We start from the raw sequence: 17,009 nt of genomic DNA, 5'->3' as shown, positions 1-17,009 counted from the left end.
CGCCGCCGCACCTGCGTAAATGCCTGCTGCCCAAAGACCTCCGGAAGGCGACGGCGCGCTACGTTCGGAGAATGCTGGACAGCCAAAGCGGTCCCGACCCGGACGTGGTCGTCGTCATGGGAGTGTCCGGGAGCGGGAAGTCGACGGTCGCGAAAGGCCTGTCGACTGTCCTTGGGTGGGAGTTCGCCGAGGGTGACGCCTTTCACCCCGAGGCCAACGTCGCGAAGATGCGCAGCGGCACGCCGCTCACGGACGAGGACCGTTGGCCGTGGCTCGAGGCGATCGGGGCGTGGATCTCGCGCAAGGAGAGCCGCGGTGAGTCGGCGGTCGTGACGTGTTCGGCGTTGCGCCGTGTCTACCGCGACCTGCTCCGCGAAGGCAGACCGCACGTCCGGTTCCTGCACGTGACGGCTGAGTCCGATGTCATCCGCGACCGGATGGAGCACCGTCCGGGCCACTACATGCCACCGTCCCTGCTGCCCAGCCAGCTGGCCACGCTCGAGCCGCTCGGAGCCGACGAGCCCGGCGTGACCATCAGCAACGAGGGGAGCGCCGCTCAGGTCCTGGACCGGGCGCTTGCTGCCCTCGGCCACCGTAAGGAGCACGCCTGATGTCTCTGATCGCACTTCCCGCCGTCCTGTCCACGGCCGTTCCTGGCGGACTGCCGGCCGCCGATGCACCCCCGGTGTATGCCGGGAACGCGCAGCTGGTCGCGGCGTGCATCCTCGGCATCCTTGCCGTCGTCGTGCTCATCACGTGGGCCAAGGTCCACCCGTTCCTGTCACTGATGCTCGGCTCTGCGGTTCTCGGAGCGGTGGCGACGATGCCGCCCGGCGAAACGGTCAAGAGCTTTGTGGCCGGGTTCGGCACGACGGCCGGGGCAGTGGGCATCCTCATCGCGCTGGGGGCGATGATCGGCAAGCTGCTCGAGGACTCCGGCGGCGCCAACCGGATCGTCGGGACGATGGTCGGACGCGTCGGGCCAGGTCGCCTGCCGTGGGTGATGGCAGCCATCGCTGCCATTCTCGGGTTGCCGTTGTTCTTCGAGGTGGGCGTGGTGCTGCTCGTCCCGGTGGTCGTCCTCGTGGCCCAACGGACGGGGTTGTCGTTGATGAAGGTCGGCATCCCTGCGCTCGCAGGGCTCTCGGTGCTGCACGGGTTGGTGCCGCCGCACCCCGGCCCGCTGACCGCGATCGGTCTGCTCAGCGCGGACCTCGGGCGCACGTTGATCTTCGGCATCATCATCGCGATACCGACCGTCGTGGTGGCCGGACCCCTGCTCGCGCGTTTCGTCGACCAGTGGGTGCCCAAGTCCGCGGATGACCTGGTGCTGTTGGGCTCGGCGTCCGGCGGCACGGCGACGGTGACCCGTCCGGCGGTGCCCGCCGGTGCTCGTGCCACGGGCCGCGAGGACGCGGTCGGGGGGCCCCCCGGCGACGACGGCCGTGCTGAGCCGGCTGGCGCTCGGACCGGCGATACCGGTGAGGGTGCCGGGGCCGACCGCGGGCTGGCCTCCTTCGAGGAGCCCTTGGCGCCCGGACGCAAGCGGGTAGGCTTCGCGACGGCCATCATCGGCATCACCCTGCCGGTTGTCCTGATGCTCGTCGACGCGATCACCAAGCTGCTCGTCACCGACGAGGAGACGGGGGTCCGCACGACCATGGACTTCATCGGGACCCCGATCGTCGCCCTGCTCATCGCGGTGCTCTACTGCTACATCGCCCTGGGGCTCGGGTCGGGCTTGAACAAGAGCCAGGTCAGCGACTCGGTCGGGTCCGCGCTGCCGGCCATCGCGAGCATCATCCTCATTGTCGCCGCCGGTGGCGGGTTCAAGCAGACGCTGATCGACGCCGGGGTCGGCAACGTCATCAAGGACTGGGCAGAGGGCGTCAGCATCTCGGTGCTGCTGCTCGGATGGCTCGTCGCTGTGCTCATCCGACTGGGTACGGGGTCGGCCACGGTCGCCACCATCACCGCGGCCGGCATCGTCGCGCCGCTGGCGCCCACCCTCTCGGCCAACCACCTCGCGCTGCTCGTCCTTGCGATCGGCTGCGGCTCGCTGTTCTTCTCGCACGTCAACGACGCGGGGTTCTGGCTCGTCAAGGAGTACTTCGGTCTGACCGTGGGCGAGACGATCAAGTCGTGGTCCGTGATGGAGACCGTCATCTCGGTGTTCGGCTTTGCCCTCGTGATGGTGGCCAGCGTCATCGTCACCTGACGGAAGGATGTGCCGCCAGCCGGCGGATGCTCGTCCTGCGACCGAGTGACAGGCATGAGTCCATCCGTGGTCAGTGTCTTCCTGATGGTCTTGGTCGTCGGGGCCGCCCGCCTGTGGGTGCTCGAGGATTCCCGGACCCGGATCGAGCGGGATCGACCCGTCGTCGCGACCTGGGCGGCCTCACGGTTGACCGGCCGGAAGTTTGGGCGGCCCTGTGCCTCTTGGCGCTGGTGCTGTTCTTGCCGCTCTACCTCGTGGCCCGAAGGTCCGAGTAGCCAGACGTGGCGCTGGTGTGCCCGGTTATCGGCGGGTCTGGTTGACATGTCAAGTGTTCGTGAGGCCAGTAGCACCTACCCCCGCGCGGCCCGATCGTCATGCGCGAGCTGGTGTCACATAGTTCCGGCTTGTACTCGATGGCTGTGCGTCGTACGACGAAGGCCCTCTGACCGGCACGCCACAGTCCCTCGCCGCGGTGCAGGTCCGGGAGCTGGGCGCGTTCGGCGGTCGACAGACCGAGCTCGAGTGCGTGCTCGGCGGGTTCCGCGACCGCAGCAACGTTCGTCGCCCGCCGACCAGACCGGACGGGCGCGTCCATCGCTGACGATGGACGTCTACCTGGGCCGGGGCCACGGGGCGGAGCGGCAGCCGCGGCGCTCAAAGGGGCCACACGTCTGACCCTCCCGAGTAACAGCTGGGGGACAGCAGAAGAGCCCGGCCGCAACGGCCGGGCTCTTGACGTGCGTATCTGGTGCGCCGTCAGGGACTCGAACCCCGAACCCAGTCGGTTCGGCGCCCTTTGCGCTTCGCATCGCGTCGACGTCTCTCCACGCCTCTGACCTGAAGGTATGCCGTCCCAACGTTCTCAGTCTGTCTCGTGGCCACCGCTTGGTTCCCGTCCAAAACGTCGGCGCGGCCACCGGCCCAACCATGCATCCTGTTCCGCACTGCTGGATCGGCACTGGTAGCAGGCTCCTCGACCGCGGATTGATGGTCACCGCCCAGCTGTAACGCCCGAAGCGACGTCCACTCGCTGATCTGTGGTCCTTGGTTGAGAGTCGTGTGTGGTGCATCGACCAGGACGTCATGATGTGGCCGTCAGGCGACACCATCGGCATAGAGCTGTCGTGGGATTGGGCCATGAAGAGGGGCATTCGAATGGCTGCGCAATTACCCGACGTTGAACGTCAGTGGGCGGCTCAGAAGCGCGACTTCGTTGCTGACCGACACGTCGAGCTAGCCGGCGAGCGGGACGCGGCCGGCGACATGAGAGACATGACCGCCAGCCTTGGAGGTCAACCTGTCGTGACCATCTGGAGGGTCGGGCACCCAGATCAGGATGCCCTTTCGACAGCCTGACGCAGGGCACGGCAACGACGGTTCCACCCGTTCGCGCGTCGCCCAGAACACGCCTGGGGCCGAACAGGCGGCGTCATGACGCACCGTGCGCAACGCATCGCTCCTACGAGCGGATCGCGGAAATGGGTGTGGTGTCGTTGAGGACGGACGAGAGAAGTCGAGTCGGCGGAGCCGATCCGCTCCGACGAGAGTCGCCGAGCCAGGTGCTTCAGTCGTCCTTCTTCAGGCTCGGGTACTTCTTCTCCACGGCCGCACGGACCTTCTTCTGTTCGGCGGCGGAGCCATGCTGTGCGACGCGCGCCAAGGCATTCCGCGCATGCTCAAGGTCGGGGATCGGGTACTTCTCCTGCTCCGGCAACGCGAAGGATGACTTCTTCAGGTTCTTACGGTTCTCGCCGCTACTCAGGTCTTTCGTCATGCAGATGACCCCTTTGCTCAGCAGGGACAGCGCGTGGATGCTGCTGCTTGTCACGTACCCAGACAGAGGTGAAGGCGACACCTTCGCGAACGAGGCCAAGGCTGAACGCCACGATCCCCGGGGCAGCGATGTCCGTCAGGTCGTCCTGCAAGGCTGAGTCGCCGTACTGGCCGAGTCCCTCGAGGGCTTGCCGCGTCTCCGGGACCGGTTCCATGCTCTTGAAGTACCCATCGGGCTCGCCTGCCCGAACCCCGAGGTGAACCCAGGGTGAGTCGGTGAGCGTCGTGGGAGGCGCCCATCGCGTGCGGAGTGGCCTGAGAGGACAGCCGGAGGGGACGGACCCGGGGGGCGTACAACATACCCGCTCCAGCAGATCCCAATCTTTTTGGCCGAATCGGCCTGAGTTGCAAAGGGTTTGGGTATTCCTTCAGTGCAACAACCGCGCGATGTGGAGGCTCGAGAAGCTGGCCGGTCCCGTCGTGCGGCCACCGAAGGGAAGAACCCATGACCGAACGACCGTATGACACGGCCACGCCCGTCGACGTCGCCGGAACCTCCACCTACGCCTCTGGTGCCGACCTCGGCACCAGCGGCGACCTGACGCCCCAGCACGCCGACGACAGCACGACCGCGGTCGTCGGAGACGAGGCGAAGTCCGTGGTCTCCGACACAGCCCAGAGCGGTCGTCACGTGGCCGAGACCGCTGCCGGCGGCGTCAAGGACGTCACGTCCGAGGTCACCACGCAGCTGCGCCAGCTCTTCGACCAGGTCCGCTCCGAGCTCGACGGCCAAGCGTCGTCCCAGGGTGAGCGCGCAGCCGGCGGACTCCGCTCGATCGCCGACGAGCTCAAGCAGATGGCGTCGAGCACCGACAAGCAGGGCATTGCCGGAGAGCTGGCGCAGCAGGCCTCCGACCGTGCTCACTCCGCCGCGGACTGGCTGTCCGACCGACAGCCCGGCGACATGGTCGACGAGCTGCGCTCGTTCGCCCGACGTCGTCCCGGCACCTTCCTCCTCGGCGCCGCAGTGCTGGGCGTGCTCGGCGGACGGATGACTCGCGGGCTGACCGGTGAGTCGGGCTCCGCAGGTGCCACGGGCTCAGGCTCGGCCACCGGCGGGGGCAACGGTCGCCCCGGATCCGGTACGCACGCGTCGGTTCCCACCCCCACCGCAGCGATGGGTACCCCGTCCGATGACGCCGCCCCGTATGCCGTCGGGATCCGCGACAGCGAGACCCACGCCGTCACGCCGTCAGTCGGCTCGACAGCCGCCGTCCAGGCCGACCCGGGCACCGAGGGCTATGGCGGGGTCCGCTGATGAGCACGTGGCCCGACGCGGCCCACGGGCCTGAGGCGACGGCATACGCCGAGGTGCCCCCAGTCGGCGAAGGAGCCCACGACAAGGCAGAGCGCGCGTCGCTCGGTGAGCTCGTCGGCGACATCAGCGCGGGCCTCTCGACCTTGCTGCGTCAGGAAGTCGAGCTCGCCAAGGCGGAGGCTCGCGAGTCGGCGACACGGGCCGGTAAGGCCGCCGGACAGTTCGGCGCCGCGGCGCTCGCCGCGTGGATGACGCTCCTGTTCCTCTCCCTCGCCGTATGGGAGTGGCTCTCCAGCGCCATGGAGAGCCGAGGGTGGGCTGCCATCGTCGTCATGGCCGTCTGGGGGATCGTCGCCGCGATCTTCGCGATGGTCGGCCGACGGACAACCAGACAGATCCAGGGAATGCCGCGCACGACGGAGACCGCCAAGCGGGTCCCCGATGCGCTGATGGGAAACGAGGAAGCGCGATGACCATGAACGACCCGACCGTGAACACATCGACCACCACGACGACGAACGACCCGGACGCGATCCGCGCGGACATCGAGCGGACCCGCGAGGGGTTGAGCCGTGACGTCAACGCCCTCGGCGAGTCGGTGAGCCCCAGCCACCTGGCGCACCGCCAGGCGGACAAGGTCAAGGACCAGGCAGCATCGGTCCGCGACCGGGTCATGGGCACGGCGTCCGACGCCGGTGACAAGACCTCGCAGATCGCCCACGGGGCCGGTGACTCTGCCGCCCAGGCGAGCGACTCGCTCAAGCGCCGGGCGCGCGGAAACCCGCTGGCGGCTGGGATGATCGCGCTCGGGGCCGGATGGCTCCTCGGCTCGCTCCTGCCCGCGTCGGAGAAGGAGCGGGAACTCTCGCAGGACGTCAAGGACCGCGCGGCTCCCGTCATCGACGAGGTGCAGAACGTGGCCAAGACCGTGGCGAGCGAGTCCGCCGACCACCTGAAGGAGCCGGCCCAGGAGGCTGCGGAAGCGGTCAGGGAGTCCGCTCGTAGCGCGGCTGCCGACGTCAAGCAGGATGGTCAGCAGGCGGTCGATGAGGTGCGCGGCAGCGCGTCCGACGCCGCCGACACGGTCCGGTACCGGTCCCAGGACTGACTCGTAGGTGTGGAGCTCGAAGGGCCGGCGGGAGTGCTCGCCGGCCCTTCGGTCGTCCCCGGGCCACGACGCGAGGCGCGAGCCTGACTCAGGCGGATGCCCCCACCATCGCGAGCAGCCGTTCACCGACGACCGCGAGCGTGCGGCGCTGAAGGCGGCTCACGGCCATGAGCGTGGGGTGGAGGACGTCGGCGACCTCTGCGTCAGCTCCTGTGTGAAGCGCAAGTGAGTCATCTGCTTCGCGAAAGGACGTGGCTCAGGCGCTCGACCGGCCCAAGACGCCGGTCGAGCTCATCGAGTCGAGCAGGATTCGACTAGAGCCGCAGCACGCAGCGGCGATGGCGCACCTCTGCCGCGTATCGAAGGCTGCCAAGAACGACATCGTGCTGCTCGCTTAGGAGGCGCCCAAGCGGGTTGACGCGGACGCCTTGGCCTGGATCACGTCGGTCCTTCCGAAAGACCAACGCTACGATCCTCGACGAGGCAGGTTTGAGGGCCACCCAGGTCGCCGACCAGCTCGGCCATGCCCGGCCGTCTTTGACCATAGACGTCTAGATGGGCCGAGGTGCCAAGGGCGGGGCGGCCGCCGCTGAACTGCAGGGCGCCGTCGGCACGGACACGTCTGATCAAAGTGGGGGGTTTCGTGGACAACAGAAGAGCCCGGCCGCAAGGGCCGGGCTCTTGACCTGCATATCTGGTGCGCCGCCAGGGACTCGAACCCCGAACCCAGTGAGTTTCGGCGCCTCTTGCGCGTCCCATCGCGTCGACGCCTCTTCGCGCCTCTGACCTGCAGGGATGCGATCCCGACGTGCTCGCTCTGTCTCGTCGCCACCGCTTGGTTCCCGTCCAAAAGTGGCTGGTTTCGCGTCTCCCTAGCTAGGAGGTGTCCGGACACTTCCCGGACCTGTCGTACGACCGTATTCCTGTGCCCCAGCCGCCTCTGACTCTTCGAGGACCGCTCTAATGTTCTGTGACGCAGGAGCACGGAGAATGACGACTGGTGATGGATCCGGCGGGACGTTGCGTTGGTCTCGCAGGCGGAGCGTGACCGGCTGCTGGCTGCATTCTTGCGGTCGGGCGTAGTCTGAAGTTTTGTCACGGCACAGGCCTACCCCGGGGCGAACCCGTTGTTTGCCCGGACCTGGCCGCGCGTAAGGAGTCCGCTATGCGCCTCTTGCGACGCTGTCTGGTTTTCACCGCTGCACTCGGACTGGGTGCCCTGGGAGCCCTAGGGGCCTCAGCGGCGCAGCCCGCACCTACGGTCGACGCTCTCGTGAGCGTGGGGAGCCCCTCGTCGAACCATCCCCAGAACGCGTCCAACGAGCCGTCCTTGGCGGTCAGCGCGGCCCGGCCGGACGTGCTGGCCGCCGGCTCCAACGACCTGGTGGACATGCAGCCGTGCTCACGCCAGGCGTCCACCGACCATGCCGCGTGCTCGTTCCCGCTCGGCACGTTCAACCTGGGCGTCGGCCTGTCTGCGGTGCATTTCTCGTTCGACCGCGGCCACAGCTGGATTCAGCCGACGTACTCGGGGCTGACGGCGGCGGACTGCAGTCCGGTCCAGGAACCGTGCGTCCCGCACGTCGGGCCGATCCACACCGTTCCCAACTACTACGAGAACGGCTTGCGCTCGCGAAGCGACACCGGGGTGTCCTTCGGGCCGGCCCCAGGTGCTGACGGCTTCTCCTGGGCCAACGGCGACCGGCTCTACTTCTCCAGTCTCGCCACGAATCTCACCGACACCGTGATGCGCGCTGGGAACTCCGGCCAGAACGGCTTCACCGCGGTCACCGTCTCACACATCGACAACGTGACTGCGGACCGGGTCGGGAACCAGGCCAACTGGTCGCGGCCGTACTTCGCCGCGCCCCAGGCGGCGTTCAGCTCGGGCTTGGACAAGGAGCAGATCTGGGCGGACAACGCCGAGTCCAGCCCGTTCTTCGGCAACGTGTACGTCTGCTACTCCGATTTCCACAGTCTGAGCGGAGGCAACTCCTTCCCGCTCAAGCCGATGGTCTCGACCTCCCGCGACGGCGGGGTGAGCTGGAAACAACACCAGGTTGCGCCTGCGGTCGCCAATGCCAAGCAGGGCGCGTACGACGGGTGCACGGTGCGGACCGACAGCCACGGTGTCGTGTATGCCTTCTTCACGCACTTCGGCGGCACCAGCCTGGCCGGCTTCCACGCGGTGATCACGTCCCTCGACGGCGGCCAGACCTGGCGTCAGCCGAAGGACGTGGTCGCGATCACCGATCCGTGCTTCCACACCGACCCGGTGACCGGTCGTTGCATCGTGGATGGCGTCGCGGGCGCACGCACCGACCTCGCCGCGATGCCGAGCGTGGACATTGCCAACGGGGCCCCGACGGGCGCGGATGCCACGAACGAGATCGTCGACTCCTGGGTCGACGGAGCGCTCGGCCCTGACCACGAGAAGGTCATGCTCGCGTACTCGACCAACGGCGCAGCCTCGTTCAGCCCGCCGACCGCGATCTCCCCCGCCGGAGACATCCCCACGTATGCCGCACCCGCCATCAGCCCGGACGGCACTCGGGTCTACGTGGTGTCCCAGGCGTTCACGCAGCCATTCCAGGCGACCACGGCCGATCCCCGGCCCGAGCACGGCGTGCTGCAGGCTGCCGCGATCGGAGCGGGCGGCGCCCCCGGCGCCTGGGTCACGGAGTACTCCGGCCCGCTCGGCGATGCACGCGGTACCTCGCAGGGCAGGATCCTCTACAACGAGTTCCTCGGCGACTACGTGTACGCCATCGCCACGCGCACCTATGGTGCCGGAGTCTGGACCGACACCCGCCGCGCCATGGACTGCCCTGCGCTCGACACCTGGCGCCAGCAGTCGTCGGACGCTGCACAGGTGACGCTTCCGGCACCGTGGCCCTTGGGCGACTGCCCGGCAAGTTTCGGCAACAACGACATCTTCAGCGCCACAACCGGATGAGGTGGCCGGCCCGTACTCGCGCACCGCAGCCGGGTGGACCACCAGCGTCGCTGGGCTGGAAGTCCATCAGGCCGCGCTCTCGGGTTACGGAACTCAACTCCGCCTTGCGCTCTGGGCCGACGAGCTGCGTAGTGCGCTTCGCGACGCCACAGTCACAGCGATCTAGGACTGGTGCGCTCATTGAGGGCCAGGTCCAGTGATGCGTGATGGCACCCCAGGCGGCCAGTCAAGACGTGTGGGGCGGGCTTGGGGGTTAGAAGATCACCAAGCCGTTCTGGCATCGCGGGAAAGGACGCTCGTTCGGTCCGTGCCGAGGTGCCAAGAGCGGGGCGGCCGCCGCGGCACTCGAAGGAGCCCTCACCTCCGACCCTCCCGAGTCAAAAGTGGCCGGTTTCGTGGACAGCAGAAGAGCCCGGCCGCAACGGCCGGGCTCTTGACCTGCATATCTGGTGCGCCGCCAGGGACTCGAACCCCGAACCCAGTGATTAAGAGTCACTTGCTCTGCCAATTGAGCTAGCGGCGCAACGAGGGGAAACGTTAGCAGCCGTCCCGGGCCGGGACAAAATCGGTCGGCGCCGGGCATCTCGCGGCCCGAGGTCGTGCGCCGGCCGGGCCCGGGCGTCCCCGTGCTGCGGGCGGATTCGCGCGCCTACGGGGTCGCGCTCGCCGTCGAGATGAGCGACAGCGCGAGGCTGACGACGATGACGCCGATGATGACGCCGACGGTGATCCGCTGGGCCTTCTTGTTCCCCATGAGCATGTCCCCCATTGTGCGGCATGCCGCGGAGGCGGCTTCAGGGCATCACCAGCGGCGTACGGTGGACATGAGACAGGGTCACCCCGTCAGGGTCGCCCTCGTCGGCAGCAAAGGACCCGACCCTTGCGCGGCGTCGGTCCTCCATGGCAGGAAGTGACGAGCGAGCCGCGGCCACCCCATCCCGTCACGCTCCCCGAGGAGCCACCGTGAACGCCCTGCCCCAGTCCTTGCTCCTCCCCGCTGCCGTCGACGGCGAGATGCCCGCGAACGGTCTCCCGAGTCGCCTGTCCCTGTCGGACCATCCGGGGGTGAACGCATCCGACGGCGGCTGGTGGCCCCGGTCGACCGATCTCCGCGTCGAAGTGCCGCTCCTCGACGTCGCTGTTCACGACCGGACCAACGCGCGCATCGCACGGTTCGGCTACGAGCGAACGGGGTGGGCGGAGGCGCCACGAAGGGTGGGCAGCCCGATCGGCATCACGCACCTCGGCTGGTTCGAGCACAGCCGCTTCCCCGACCACGTCCTGCTGTCGCTGAGCAACTACGGCAGGCTCGTGCTCACGGTCGTCCCACCGGACACCGAGGAAGAGACGGCACGCACCGCGCTGGCGACCGCCCGCGACTAGGGCCGTCGGGCGGCGCGCCCGTCGACGCCGGACGTCACCGGCCGTCAGACACGAGCATCGCCCTCACGGCGGCGCGGAGGTCCCCGCTGCCGTCGCCCGTGACGGCGGCACGCATCCGCTGGTAGCCGGCGCCGTCGCGCAGGATGTCCTCGATGCCTGCGAGCTCCCTCGTGCACGCGAGTCGCCGCGCCGTGGGCTGGAGCTGCTCGAGCAGGTCGTGGATGTCGTCGACGACGTGGACCTCCGTGTTGTCGGCGTCGCGGATGATGATGGCCTCGAGCCCGTAGCGGGCCGCGCGCCACTTGTTCTCCTGCACGTGCCACGGCGGCAGGGGGCGAGCGAGGACACCTTCGTCGAGCTCGTGCTCGAGGTGCGCGACGAGGCAGTGGATGAGCGCGGCGACGGCGGCCACGTCCTGCGGGCGTGAGAAGCCGTCACAGGCCCGGACCTCGATGGTGCCCAGGCGCAGCGACGGCCTGACGTCCCAGCGCAGCTCGCTCGCATCGGCGATGACCCCGGTGGTGAAGACGTCGTGGAGGTACGTGCGGTACTGCGCCCACGTCTCGAACTGGAAGGGCAGGCCCGCCGTGGGGAGCTGTTGGAACAGCATCGTGCGGTTGCTCGCGTAGCCGGTGTCGGCTCCGGAGCCGTAGGGCGACGATGCGGACAGGGCCGTGAGGTGCGGGTGGTAGGTCAGCAGGGCGTTGACGAGCGGCCAGACCTTGGCGGCGGACCTGACCCCCACGTGGACGTGGACGCCGAAGATCACCATCTGTCGGCCCCACCACTGGGTGCGGTCGATGAGGGTCGCGTAACGCTGACCCTCGGTGACCTGCTGGTCCTCCCACCGGGCGAAGGGGTGCGCGCCACCGCCGTAGAGCAGGACGTCCAGCTCGGTGGCGGCCCGCTGCACGCGCCCGAGGCCGTCGGCGAGGTCCGCAGCCGCCTGCTCCGCATTCGCGCAGACGCCCGTGACGATCTCGACCGTGTTGCGCAGCAGCTCCTGCGTCACGGTCGAACGAGACTTCGTCTGCCGGGCATGACCGGTGTCCTCGGGCCCGTTGGCCAGGCCGAGCAGCTCGACGGCACGCGAGGTGAGGTCGAGGGTGGTCGGGTCGAGCAGCCCGAGCTCCCACTCGACGCCCAGGGTCTGACCTGCGGACGGCGAGAACCGCGCGTCCACGGCCCGCTGGCTCTGGTCGGTCATGGGTTACCTCGGGGGTCGTCGGGACGCGACCGCAGGGCAGCGCTGCGTGCTGCGGGCCGGTGTGAAACGGCTGTCCCGAGCCTAGCCGCGCCCGCCCCACGCCGACCAAGGACCGACACGGGCCCGCGGCCTCTTGCTCGCGCCGCGGGCGCGGCGCACCAACACGGTGGTTGATGGTGGCTCGACGGCCCTGTCGAGGCCGCGATCGACGAGGCCCGGCTGACCATGCCAGCCTGACGCAGGGCTCGTCCGTCTCCCGTCCGGTTGATGGGTGGGGCCCCAGGCACCCCTCCATGAGCAGACCCGGGGCCCCGCGACGACGGCAGCTTGGGGGTCAACCCGTCGTCACCATGTAGACGCTCGAGGAGCCGGTTCATGACGCGCTTTCGGCGGCGTGGCGCCCGGACTGCGTCCAACCGGTGGGGCAAGGTCCGTGCCGCGCGCCCGTCGATGCCCCCTGTCTCGGCGGGCGCGCCCACGTCGCCGAGGACGGCGGGCCCTACCGTCCTTCGAGCGCATCCGTGGGTTCGTGGTCGGCGATGGCCGCGAGACGATCGCGGGCGTTGTGCTCCACGAGCAGCGGGACGAAGGTTCGGATCCCGCCCGTCAGCTCCGAGTGCGCCAGCCGGACAGCGGCTTCGACGACAGCGACGTCAAGCATCGGAAAGCGTTCAGCGAGGCGCGCCTCGACCGCGTGAATCTCGTGGGCTTCCATCCGGCGATCCATGGATACGGGGCTCCTCTTGCAACACGACATCTCAACGGAAGAGCAACACCTGATGAGACACCCGGAGAACACCGGATGACAAGGCCCAGTCGGTACGCACGGGCCCGCGCCCTGAATGTGTGACAAAAAGAGCCGCCCCGCACTCTCGTGCGGGGCGGCGTCTGGGGTGAGTGACGGGACTTGAACCCGCGGCCACCTGGACCACAACCAGGTGCTCTACCAGCTGAGCTACACCCACCATGCACAACACGAGCCGGGCCCGAAGGCTCGGCGCCGTGTCACGGCGTCGACAATGCTACAGGCTCTCGTGAGGTGCTGATGACCACCCCGCCCGGCGGCATACGCCATCGCCCGAAGGGCCACGAGCGAGTGCTCAGTGCTCGATGACGTGAGGTGAAGCGAGCGCCTTCGCGGTGGCGCTGTCGGGACCGGGCTGCGGCACGAAGACCGCCGCGCGGTAGTAGCGCAGCTCGGCGATCGACTCGCGGATGTCGGCGAGGGCGCGGTGGCCGCCGGACTTCTTCGGGGCGTTGAAGTAGACGCGGGGATACCACCGGCGCGAGAGCTCCTTGATGGAGCTGACGTCGATGATCCGGTAGTGGAGGTAGGACTCGAGCACCGGCATGTCGCGCGAGAGGAACCCGCGGTCGGTGGCCACGGTGTTGCCGCCGAGCGGCGCCTTGCGGGGCTCGGGGACGAAGGTGCGGACGTAGTCGAGCACGATGTGCTCGGCCTCCTTCAGGGTCACCCCCGAGTCGAGCTCGGTGATGAGGCCCGAGCTCGTGTGCATGTCGCGGACGAAGTCGTCCATCTGCTCGAGGGCCTCGTCCGGCGGCTTGACGACGACGTCGATGCCGTCGCCGAGCTGGTTGAGCTCGAAGTCCGTGACGAGAGCGGCGACCTCCACGAGGGCGTCGGACTTCAGGGACAGGCCCGTCATCTCGCAGTCGATCCAGATGATCCGGTCGGCGATGGCTCGGTGGTTGGTGTCGCTCACCGGTCCACCATAGAGGCTGAGGAGGACGACCCCGGGTGCACGGGCCCAGCGCTGCACTAGCCTGCCCTCATGACCTCAGGGGACGTGACGACACAGGGGGAGGGCGCGAGCCCGGGCGGTCCGGCGCAGCAATGGAGTCCGGTGCGCAACCCGACCCGGAGACCGATGCTGCGCACGGCCCTCACCATCGGCGTCGCGGCGTCCGCCTTCCTCGTCTGCCTGCTCATCCTGCTCGGCATCCTCGACGAGCGGCTCACGACCCAGACGCTCATCACGTCCGCGCTCATGGCGATCATCCCTCTGCTCGTCATCGTGCCGACCTTCCTGTGGCTCGACCGCTACGAGGCCGAGCCGGCGCGCTACATCGTCTTCGCGTTCCTCTGGGGTGCGCTCGTGGCGGTCGTGGGTGCCTTCTTCCTCAACACCTTCGGGCTCAAGCTGCTCGTCGAGGCGCGGTGGACCGACCCGCTCGAGACGGGCGCCGTCTACCTCGCGCCGATCACCGAGGAGACCCTCAAGGGCCTGGGCATCCTGCTCATCTACCTGCTCCGGCGCCGTGAGTTCGACGGCATCATCGACGGCATCGTCTACGGCGGGCTCATCGGTGCGGGTTTCGCGTTCAGCGAGAACATCCTCTACCTCGGGCAGGCCTACAACGAGTACGGCGGCGAGGGCCTCACGTCGACGTTCCTCGTCCGTGGACTCATGGGCCCGTTCGGGCACCCGCTCTTCACGGCCCTGACCGGCATCGGCATCGGCATCGCCGTCACCGCCCGACGACCGGCGGTGCGCGTCGTCGCGATCCTCACCGGCTGGTTCTGCGCCATGCTGCTCCACGGGCTCTGGAACCTCACGGCGCTCGCCGGGATGGACGGTTTCTTCGCCGCCTACGTGACCTACCAGGTGCCGCTGTTCCTCGCCTTCGTCGGCTTCCTCTTCTGGCTCCGACGCCGGGAGGGCCGCCTCATGGGGCGCTACCTCTCGCCGTATGCCGACGCAGGCTGGCTCACGCACGCCGAGGTCACGATGCTCTCGAATCTGCAGCTGCGCCGGGCGGCGCGGGCGTGGGCGCGGCAGAACGGCGGGCGTCCTGCGAAGCAGTCGATGGACGCCTTCCAGGACAGCGCGAGCGACCTGGCCCTGTTGCGGTCGCGGCTCGTCCACGGCACCGCCGAGGAAGGCGCGTCGGAGCGCGAGATGGTGCTCCTCGAGGCGATCACGGCGCACCGTCGCGACTTCGTCGGCTCGCCCGTGACCTGAGCGGGCGGGACGGCCCGGGGTGCCTATCATTGGACGGCGCCCGGATCGGGCGACCGGCCCCTGTAGCTCAGCGGATAGAGCAAGAGCCTTCTAATCTCTTGGTCGCAGGTTCGAGTCCTGCCGGGGGCACTCGATCGACCGCGGACCCGGCCGCGGCGGAGCAGGTCTCGGCCGCAAGGACTCGGCGCCGCCCCGGCCCGAATCCGTGACGCCGCCGCCCCCGGCTGCGATCATGAGTCGGTCAGCCGGCACGCGATGGAGCGCACCCACCAACGGGTCGCTCTCGCGGCCTGACGGGAGGGATGACGCTCTCATGGCAGGTCGCACCACGGGAACGAGCCGGATCCCCATCCTCGGCTGGCTGCGGTCGTACGACCGCAGCTGGTTGCGTGGCGACCTGATCGCGGGGATCACCGTCCTCGCGCTCGTCGTCCCGAAGAACCTCGGGTACGCCGGCATCGCCGGCATCCCCGTGCAGAACGGCCTCTACGCGGCGGCAGCCGGTGCGATCCTCTACGCGATCTTCGGCACCAGTCGGCAGATCTCGGTGGGGCCGAGCTCGGGGCTGGCGGCGGTCGCCGCGAGTGCCGTCCTCGCCGCCGGCATCGCCGACGAGAAGGCGGTCGCGTCGTTCGTCGCCGGCATCACCCTCGCCTCGGGCGTGCTCTACCTGCTCGTCGCGGTGCTGAAGATGGGCTGGATCGCGCAGTTCCTCTCCCGTGCGGTCGTCACCGGCTTCCTCTTCGGTGCAGCGGTCGACGTCGTCATCGGTGAGCTCCCGAAGCTGACCGGCACGAAGGTGTCCGGGAGCAACCCCCTCCAGGAGCTGTGGTCCTGGCTGACGACACTCGGGGACGTGCACGGCACGACCGTCGTGGTCGGGCTGGTCTCGCTCGCAGTCGTGTTCGGTCTGCGCGTCGTCGCCCCCAAGGTCCCGGGAGCCCTCGTGCTGGTGGTCGGCGGACTGCTCGCCTCGTGGCTGCTCGGCCTGGGCGACCGAGGCGTGGCGCTCGTCGGAGAGGTGCCGCGAGGGCTTCCCGCCTTCGTCGTGCCAGACATGGCGCTGATGTGGGACCACGTCGGCGTCGGGGCCGTCGCCGCCTTCGCCCTCGTGCTGATCGGCTTCTCACAGACCGCTGGCGACGCCCGCGCCTTCGCCGCCAAGCACCGATACCAGATCGACATCGACCAGGAGTCGGTGGCGCAGGGCTTCGCGAACGCCGGGTCCGGCCTCCTGCAGGGAATGCCCGTCTCCACGAGTCTTTCGGCGAGCTCGCTCAACGACCACTCCGGTGCCAGGTCGGGGCTTGCCTCGCTCACCACCGGGTTCAGCGTCCTGCTGACCCTGCTTCTCCTGGCACCGCTCTTCTCCGACCTGCCCAAGCCGGTGCTGGCCGCGATCATCATCGAGGCCGTCGTCATGGGGATGATGGACCTCCCGGAGATGAGGCGGCTTTTCCGCGTCAAACGGTTCGACTTCGGGGTGGCCGTCGCGGCCCTGCTCGGCGCGCTCGTCTTCGGCGTGCTGGCGGGGGTCATCATCGGCGTCGCGCTCTCGATCTTCTGGCTCATCAAGGTCTCCACGCGACCGCACATCCCGACGCTCGCGCGCGAGCCGGGCACAGACGTCTACCGTGACCTTGCGGACCACCCTGACGGCGAGGTGGTCCCCGGCATCGTGGTGATCCGGATGGACGGCGGGCTGTTCTTCGCGACGTCCGACGCCCTCGAGGACCGTGTCCGGGAGGTCATCCACGAGGACCCGGCGGTCAAGGGCATCGTCCTGGACTGCGGCGGCATCGACTACGTCGACTCCCAGGGGTCCGCCAAGATGGCCGACGTGCTCGACCTGGCCGAGGACTCCGGCGTCGTCCTGCGACTGGCCAGGCTCAAGGCGGCCGTACGCGCGACGCTCGAGCTCGACGGCGTCATGGAGCGCCTCGGCGCCGACCACGTGCACGGCAACGTCGCGCGGGCCGTCGAGGCCGAGCGCCGGGCAAGGGCCGCCAGCCCGGACGCGTGACGGGCACACGCGCGGCGAGCCGCCCGCACGCATGGCGGC

The 17,009-nt window shown here is 69.0% G+C and carries 13 protein-coding genes and 3 tRNA genes; 10 read left to right on the top strand and 6 right to left on the bottom strand.

What is annotated here, in order from left to right; translation table 11 throughout:
* Positions 1-71 precede the first annotated feature (71 nt).
* Positions 72-611 carry a gluconokinase gene (locus ASD90_RS17715; RefSeq protein ID WP_056759452.1) on the top strand — a complete coding sequence of 180 codons (540 nt, stop codon included), beginning with the start codon at positions 72-74 and terminating at the stop codon, positions 609-611.
* Positions 611-2,218, top strand: coding sequence for a GntP family permease (locus ASD90_RS17710; protein ID WP_235506755.1), 1,608 nt, complete (start codon positions 611-613; stop codon positions 2,216-2,218). Before ASD90_RS17715 ends, ASD90_RS17710 begins: the two co-directional genes overlap by 1 nt.
* Before the next feature lie 1,564 nt (positions 2,219-3,782).
* On the opposite strand, the gene ASD90_RS23080 is transcribed toward ASD90_RS17710, so the two are convergent.
* The gene (locus ASD90_RS23080) at positions 3,783-4,046 is read right to left on the bottom strand and encodes a DUF6582 domain-containing protein (protein ID WP_200958650.1); all 264 of its coding nucleotides are present in this window, start codon (positions 4,044-4,046) and stop codon (positions 3,783-3,785) included.
* 450 nt (positions 4,047-4,496) lie between these two features.
* Between ASD90_RS23080 and ASD90_RS17695 the strand changes: the two genes are divergently transcribed.
* The 4 genes from ASD90_RS17695 to ASD90_RS17680 all read left to right on the top strand — a co-directional run bounded on the left by ASD90_RS17695 (position 4,497) and on the right by ASD90_RS17680 (position 9,373).
* The gene (locus tag ASD90_RS17695) at positions 4,497-5,309 is read left to right on the top strand and encodes a hypothetical protein (RefSeq protein WP_056759446.1); all 813 of its coding nucleotides are present in this window, start codon (positions 4,497-4,499) and stop codon (positions 5,307-5,309) included.
* Positions 5,309-5,782 (top strand): phage holin family protein, encoded by a 474-nt coding sequence (locus ASD90_RS17690; protein ID WP_056759445.1) that lies wholly within the window; start codon positions 5,309-5,311, stop codon positions 5,780-5,782. The genes ASD90_RS17695 and ASD90_RS17690 overlap by 1 nt, the downstream gene beginning before the upstream one ends.
* A gap of 17 nt (positions 5,783-5,799) precedes the next feature.
* Complete coding sequence (locus tag ASD90_RS17685; protein ID WP_235506753.1) at positions 5,800-6,417, top strand: DUF3618 domain-containing protein; 618 nt, start codon at positions 5,800-5,802, stop codon at positions 6,415-6,417.
* Between the two features lie 1,330 nt (positions 6,418-7,747).
* Complete coding sequence (locus ASD90_RS17680) at positions 7,748-9,373, top strand: sialidase family protein (RefSeq protein ID WP_056759441.1); 1,626 nt, start codon at positions 7,748-7,750, stop codon at positions 9,371-9,373.
* 447 nt (positions 9,374-9,820) lie between these two features.
* Here ASD90_RS17680 and ASD90_RS17675 read toward each other — a convergent pair.
* Positions 9,821-9,896, bottom strand: a tRNA-Lys gene (locus ASD90_RS17675).
* A gap of 440 nt (positions 9,897-10,336) precedes the next feature.
* Between ASD90_RS17675 and ASD90_RS17670 the strand changes: the two genes are divergently transcribed.
* Positions 10,337-10,756, top strand: coding sequence for a DUF5994 family protein (locus ASD90_RS17670; protein ID WP_056759439.1), 420 nt, complete (start codon positions 10,337-10,339; stop codon positions 10,754-10,756).
* Positions 10,757-10,790: 34 nt separating this feature from the next.
* On the opposite strand, the gene ASD90_RS17665 is transcribed toward ASD90_RS17670, so the two are convergent.
* The 4 genes from ASD90_RS17665 to orn all read right to left on the bottom strand — a co-directional run bounded on the left by ASD90_RS17665 (position 10,791) and on the right by orn (position 13,687).
* Positions 10,791-11,963, bottom strand: coding sequence for a glutamate--cysteine ligase (locus ASD90_RS17665; protein ID WP_056759437.1), 1,173 nt, complete (start codon positions 11,961-11,963; stop codon positions 10,791-10,793).
* A gap of 499 nt (positions 11,964-12,462) precedes the next feature.
* Positions 12,463-12,678 carry a three-helix bundle dimerization domain-containing protein gene (locus ASD90_RS17660; protein WP_056759435.1) on the bottom strand — a complete coding sequence of 72 codons (216 nt, stop codon included), beginning with the start codon at positions 12,676-12,678 and terminating at the stop codon, positions 12,463-12,465.
* Between the two features lie 174 nt (positions 12,679-12,852).
* A tRNA-His gene (locus tag ASD90_RS17655) sits at positions 12,853-12,928 on the bottom strand.
* A gap of 135 nt (positions 12,929-13,063) precedes the next feature.
* Positions 13,064-13,687, bottom strand: coding sequence for an oligoribonuclease (gene orn, locus ASD90_RS17650; RefSeq protein ID WP_200958649.1), 624 nt, complete (start codon positions 13,685-13,687; stop codon positions 13,064-13,066).
* A gap of 69 nt (positions 13,688-13,756) precedes the next feature.
* Here orn and ASD90_RS17645 point away from each other — a divergent pair, with 69 nt between their 5' ends.
* From ASD90_RS17645 to ASD90_RS17635, 3 genes are all read left to right on the top strand, one after another.
* Complete coding sequence (locus tag ASD90_RS17645) at positions 13,757-14,947, top strand: PrsW family intramembrane metalloprotease (protein WP_235506750.1); 1,191 nt, start codon at positions 13,757-13,759, stop codon at positions 14,945-14,947.
* A gap of 56 nt (positions 14,948-15,003) precedes the next feature.
* A tRNA-Arg gene (locus tag ASD90_RS17640) sits at positions 15,004-15,076 on the top strand.
* 184 nt (positions 15,077-15,260) lie between these two features.
* Positions 15,261-16,970: a SulP family inorganic anion transporter gene (locus ASD90_RS17635; RefSeq protein ID WP_056759430.1), complete on the top strand. Its 1,710-nt coding sequence runs from the start codon at positions 15,261-15,263 to the stop codon at positions 16,968-16,970.
* Positions 16,971-17,009: the final 39 nt, after the last annotated feature.

This window comes from Terrabacter sp. Root181 (assembly GCF_001428505.1).
In the GTDB taxonomy this organism is placed as follows: Bacteria; Actinomycetota; Actinomycetes; order Actinomycetales; family Dermatophilaceae; genus Terrabacter.
The sequence above is the reverse complement of the archived record's forward strand: the minus strand, read 5'-3'. Positions and strand labels throughout refer to the sequence as shown.

Excerpts from the sequence above, each read along its gene's own strand:
- ASD90_RS17665 (WP_056759437.1), bottom strand. The coding sequence starts at position 11,963 with ATGACCGACCAGAGCCAGCGGGCCGTGGACGCGCGGTTCTCGCCGTCC.
- ASD90_RS17695 (WP_056759446.1), top strand. The coding sequence starts at position 4,497 with ATGACCGAACGACCGTATGACACGGCCACGCCCGTCGACGTCGCCGGA.
- ASD90_RS17715 (WP_056759452.1), top strand. The coding sequence starts at position 72 with ATGCTGGACAGCCAAAGCGGTCCCGACCCGGACGTGGTCGTCGTCATG.
- ASD90_RS17690 (WP_056759445.1), top strand. The coding sequence starts at position 5,309 with ATGAGCACGTGGCCCGACGCGGCCCACGGGCCTGAGGCGACGGCATAC.
- ASD90_RS17710 (WP_235506755.1), top strand. The coding sequence starts at position 611 with ATGTCTCTGATCGCACTTCCCGCCGTCCTGTCCACGGCCGTTCCTGGC.
- ASD90_RS17645 (WP_235506750.1), top strand. The coding sequence starts at position 13,757 with ATGACCTCAGGGGACGTGACGACACAGGGGGAGGGCGCGAGCCCGGGC.
- ASD90_RS17660 (WP_056759435.1), bottom strand. The coding sequence starts at position 12,678 with ATGGAAGCCCACGAGATTCACGCGGTCGAGGCGCGCCTCGCTGAACGC.
- ASD90_RS17635 (WP_056759430.1), top strand. The coding sequence starts at position 15,261 with ATGGCAGGTCGCACCACGGGAACGAGCCGGATCCCCATCCTCGGCTGG.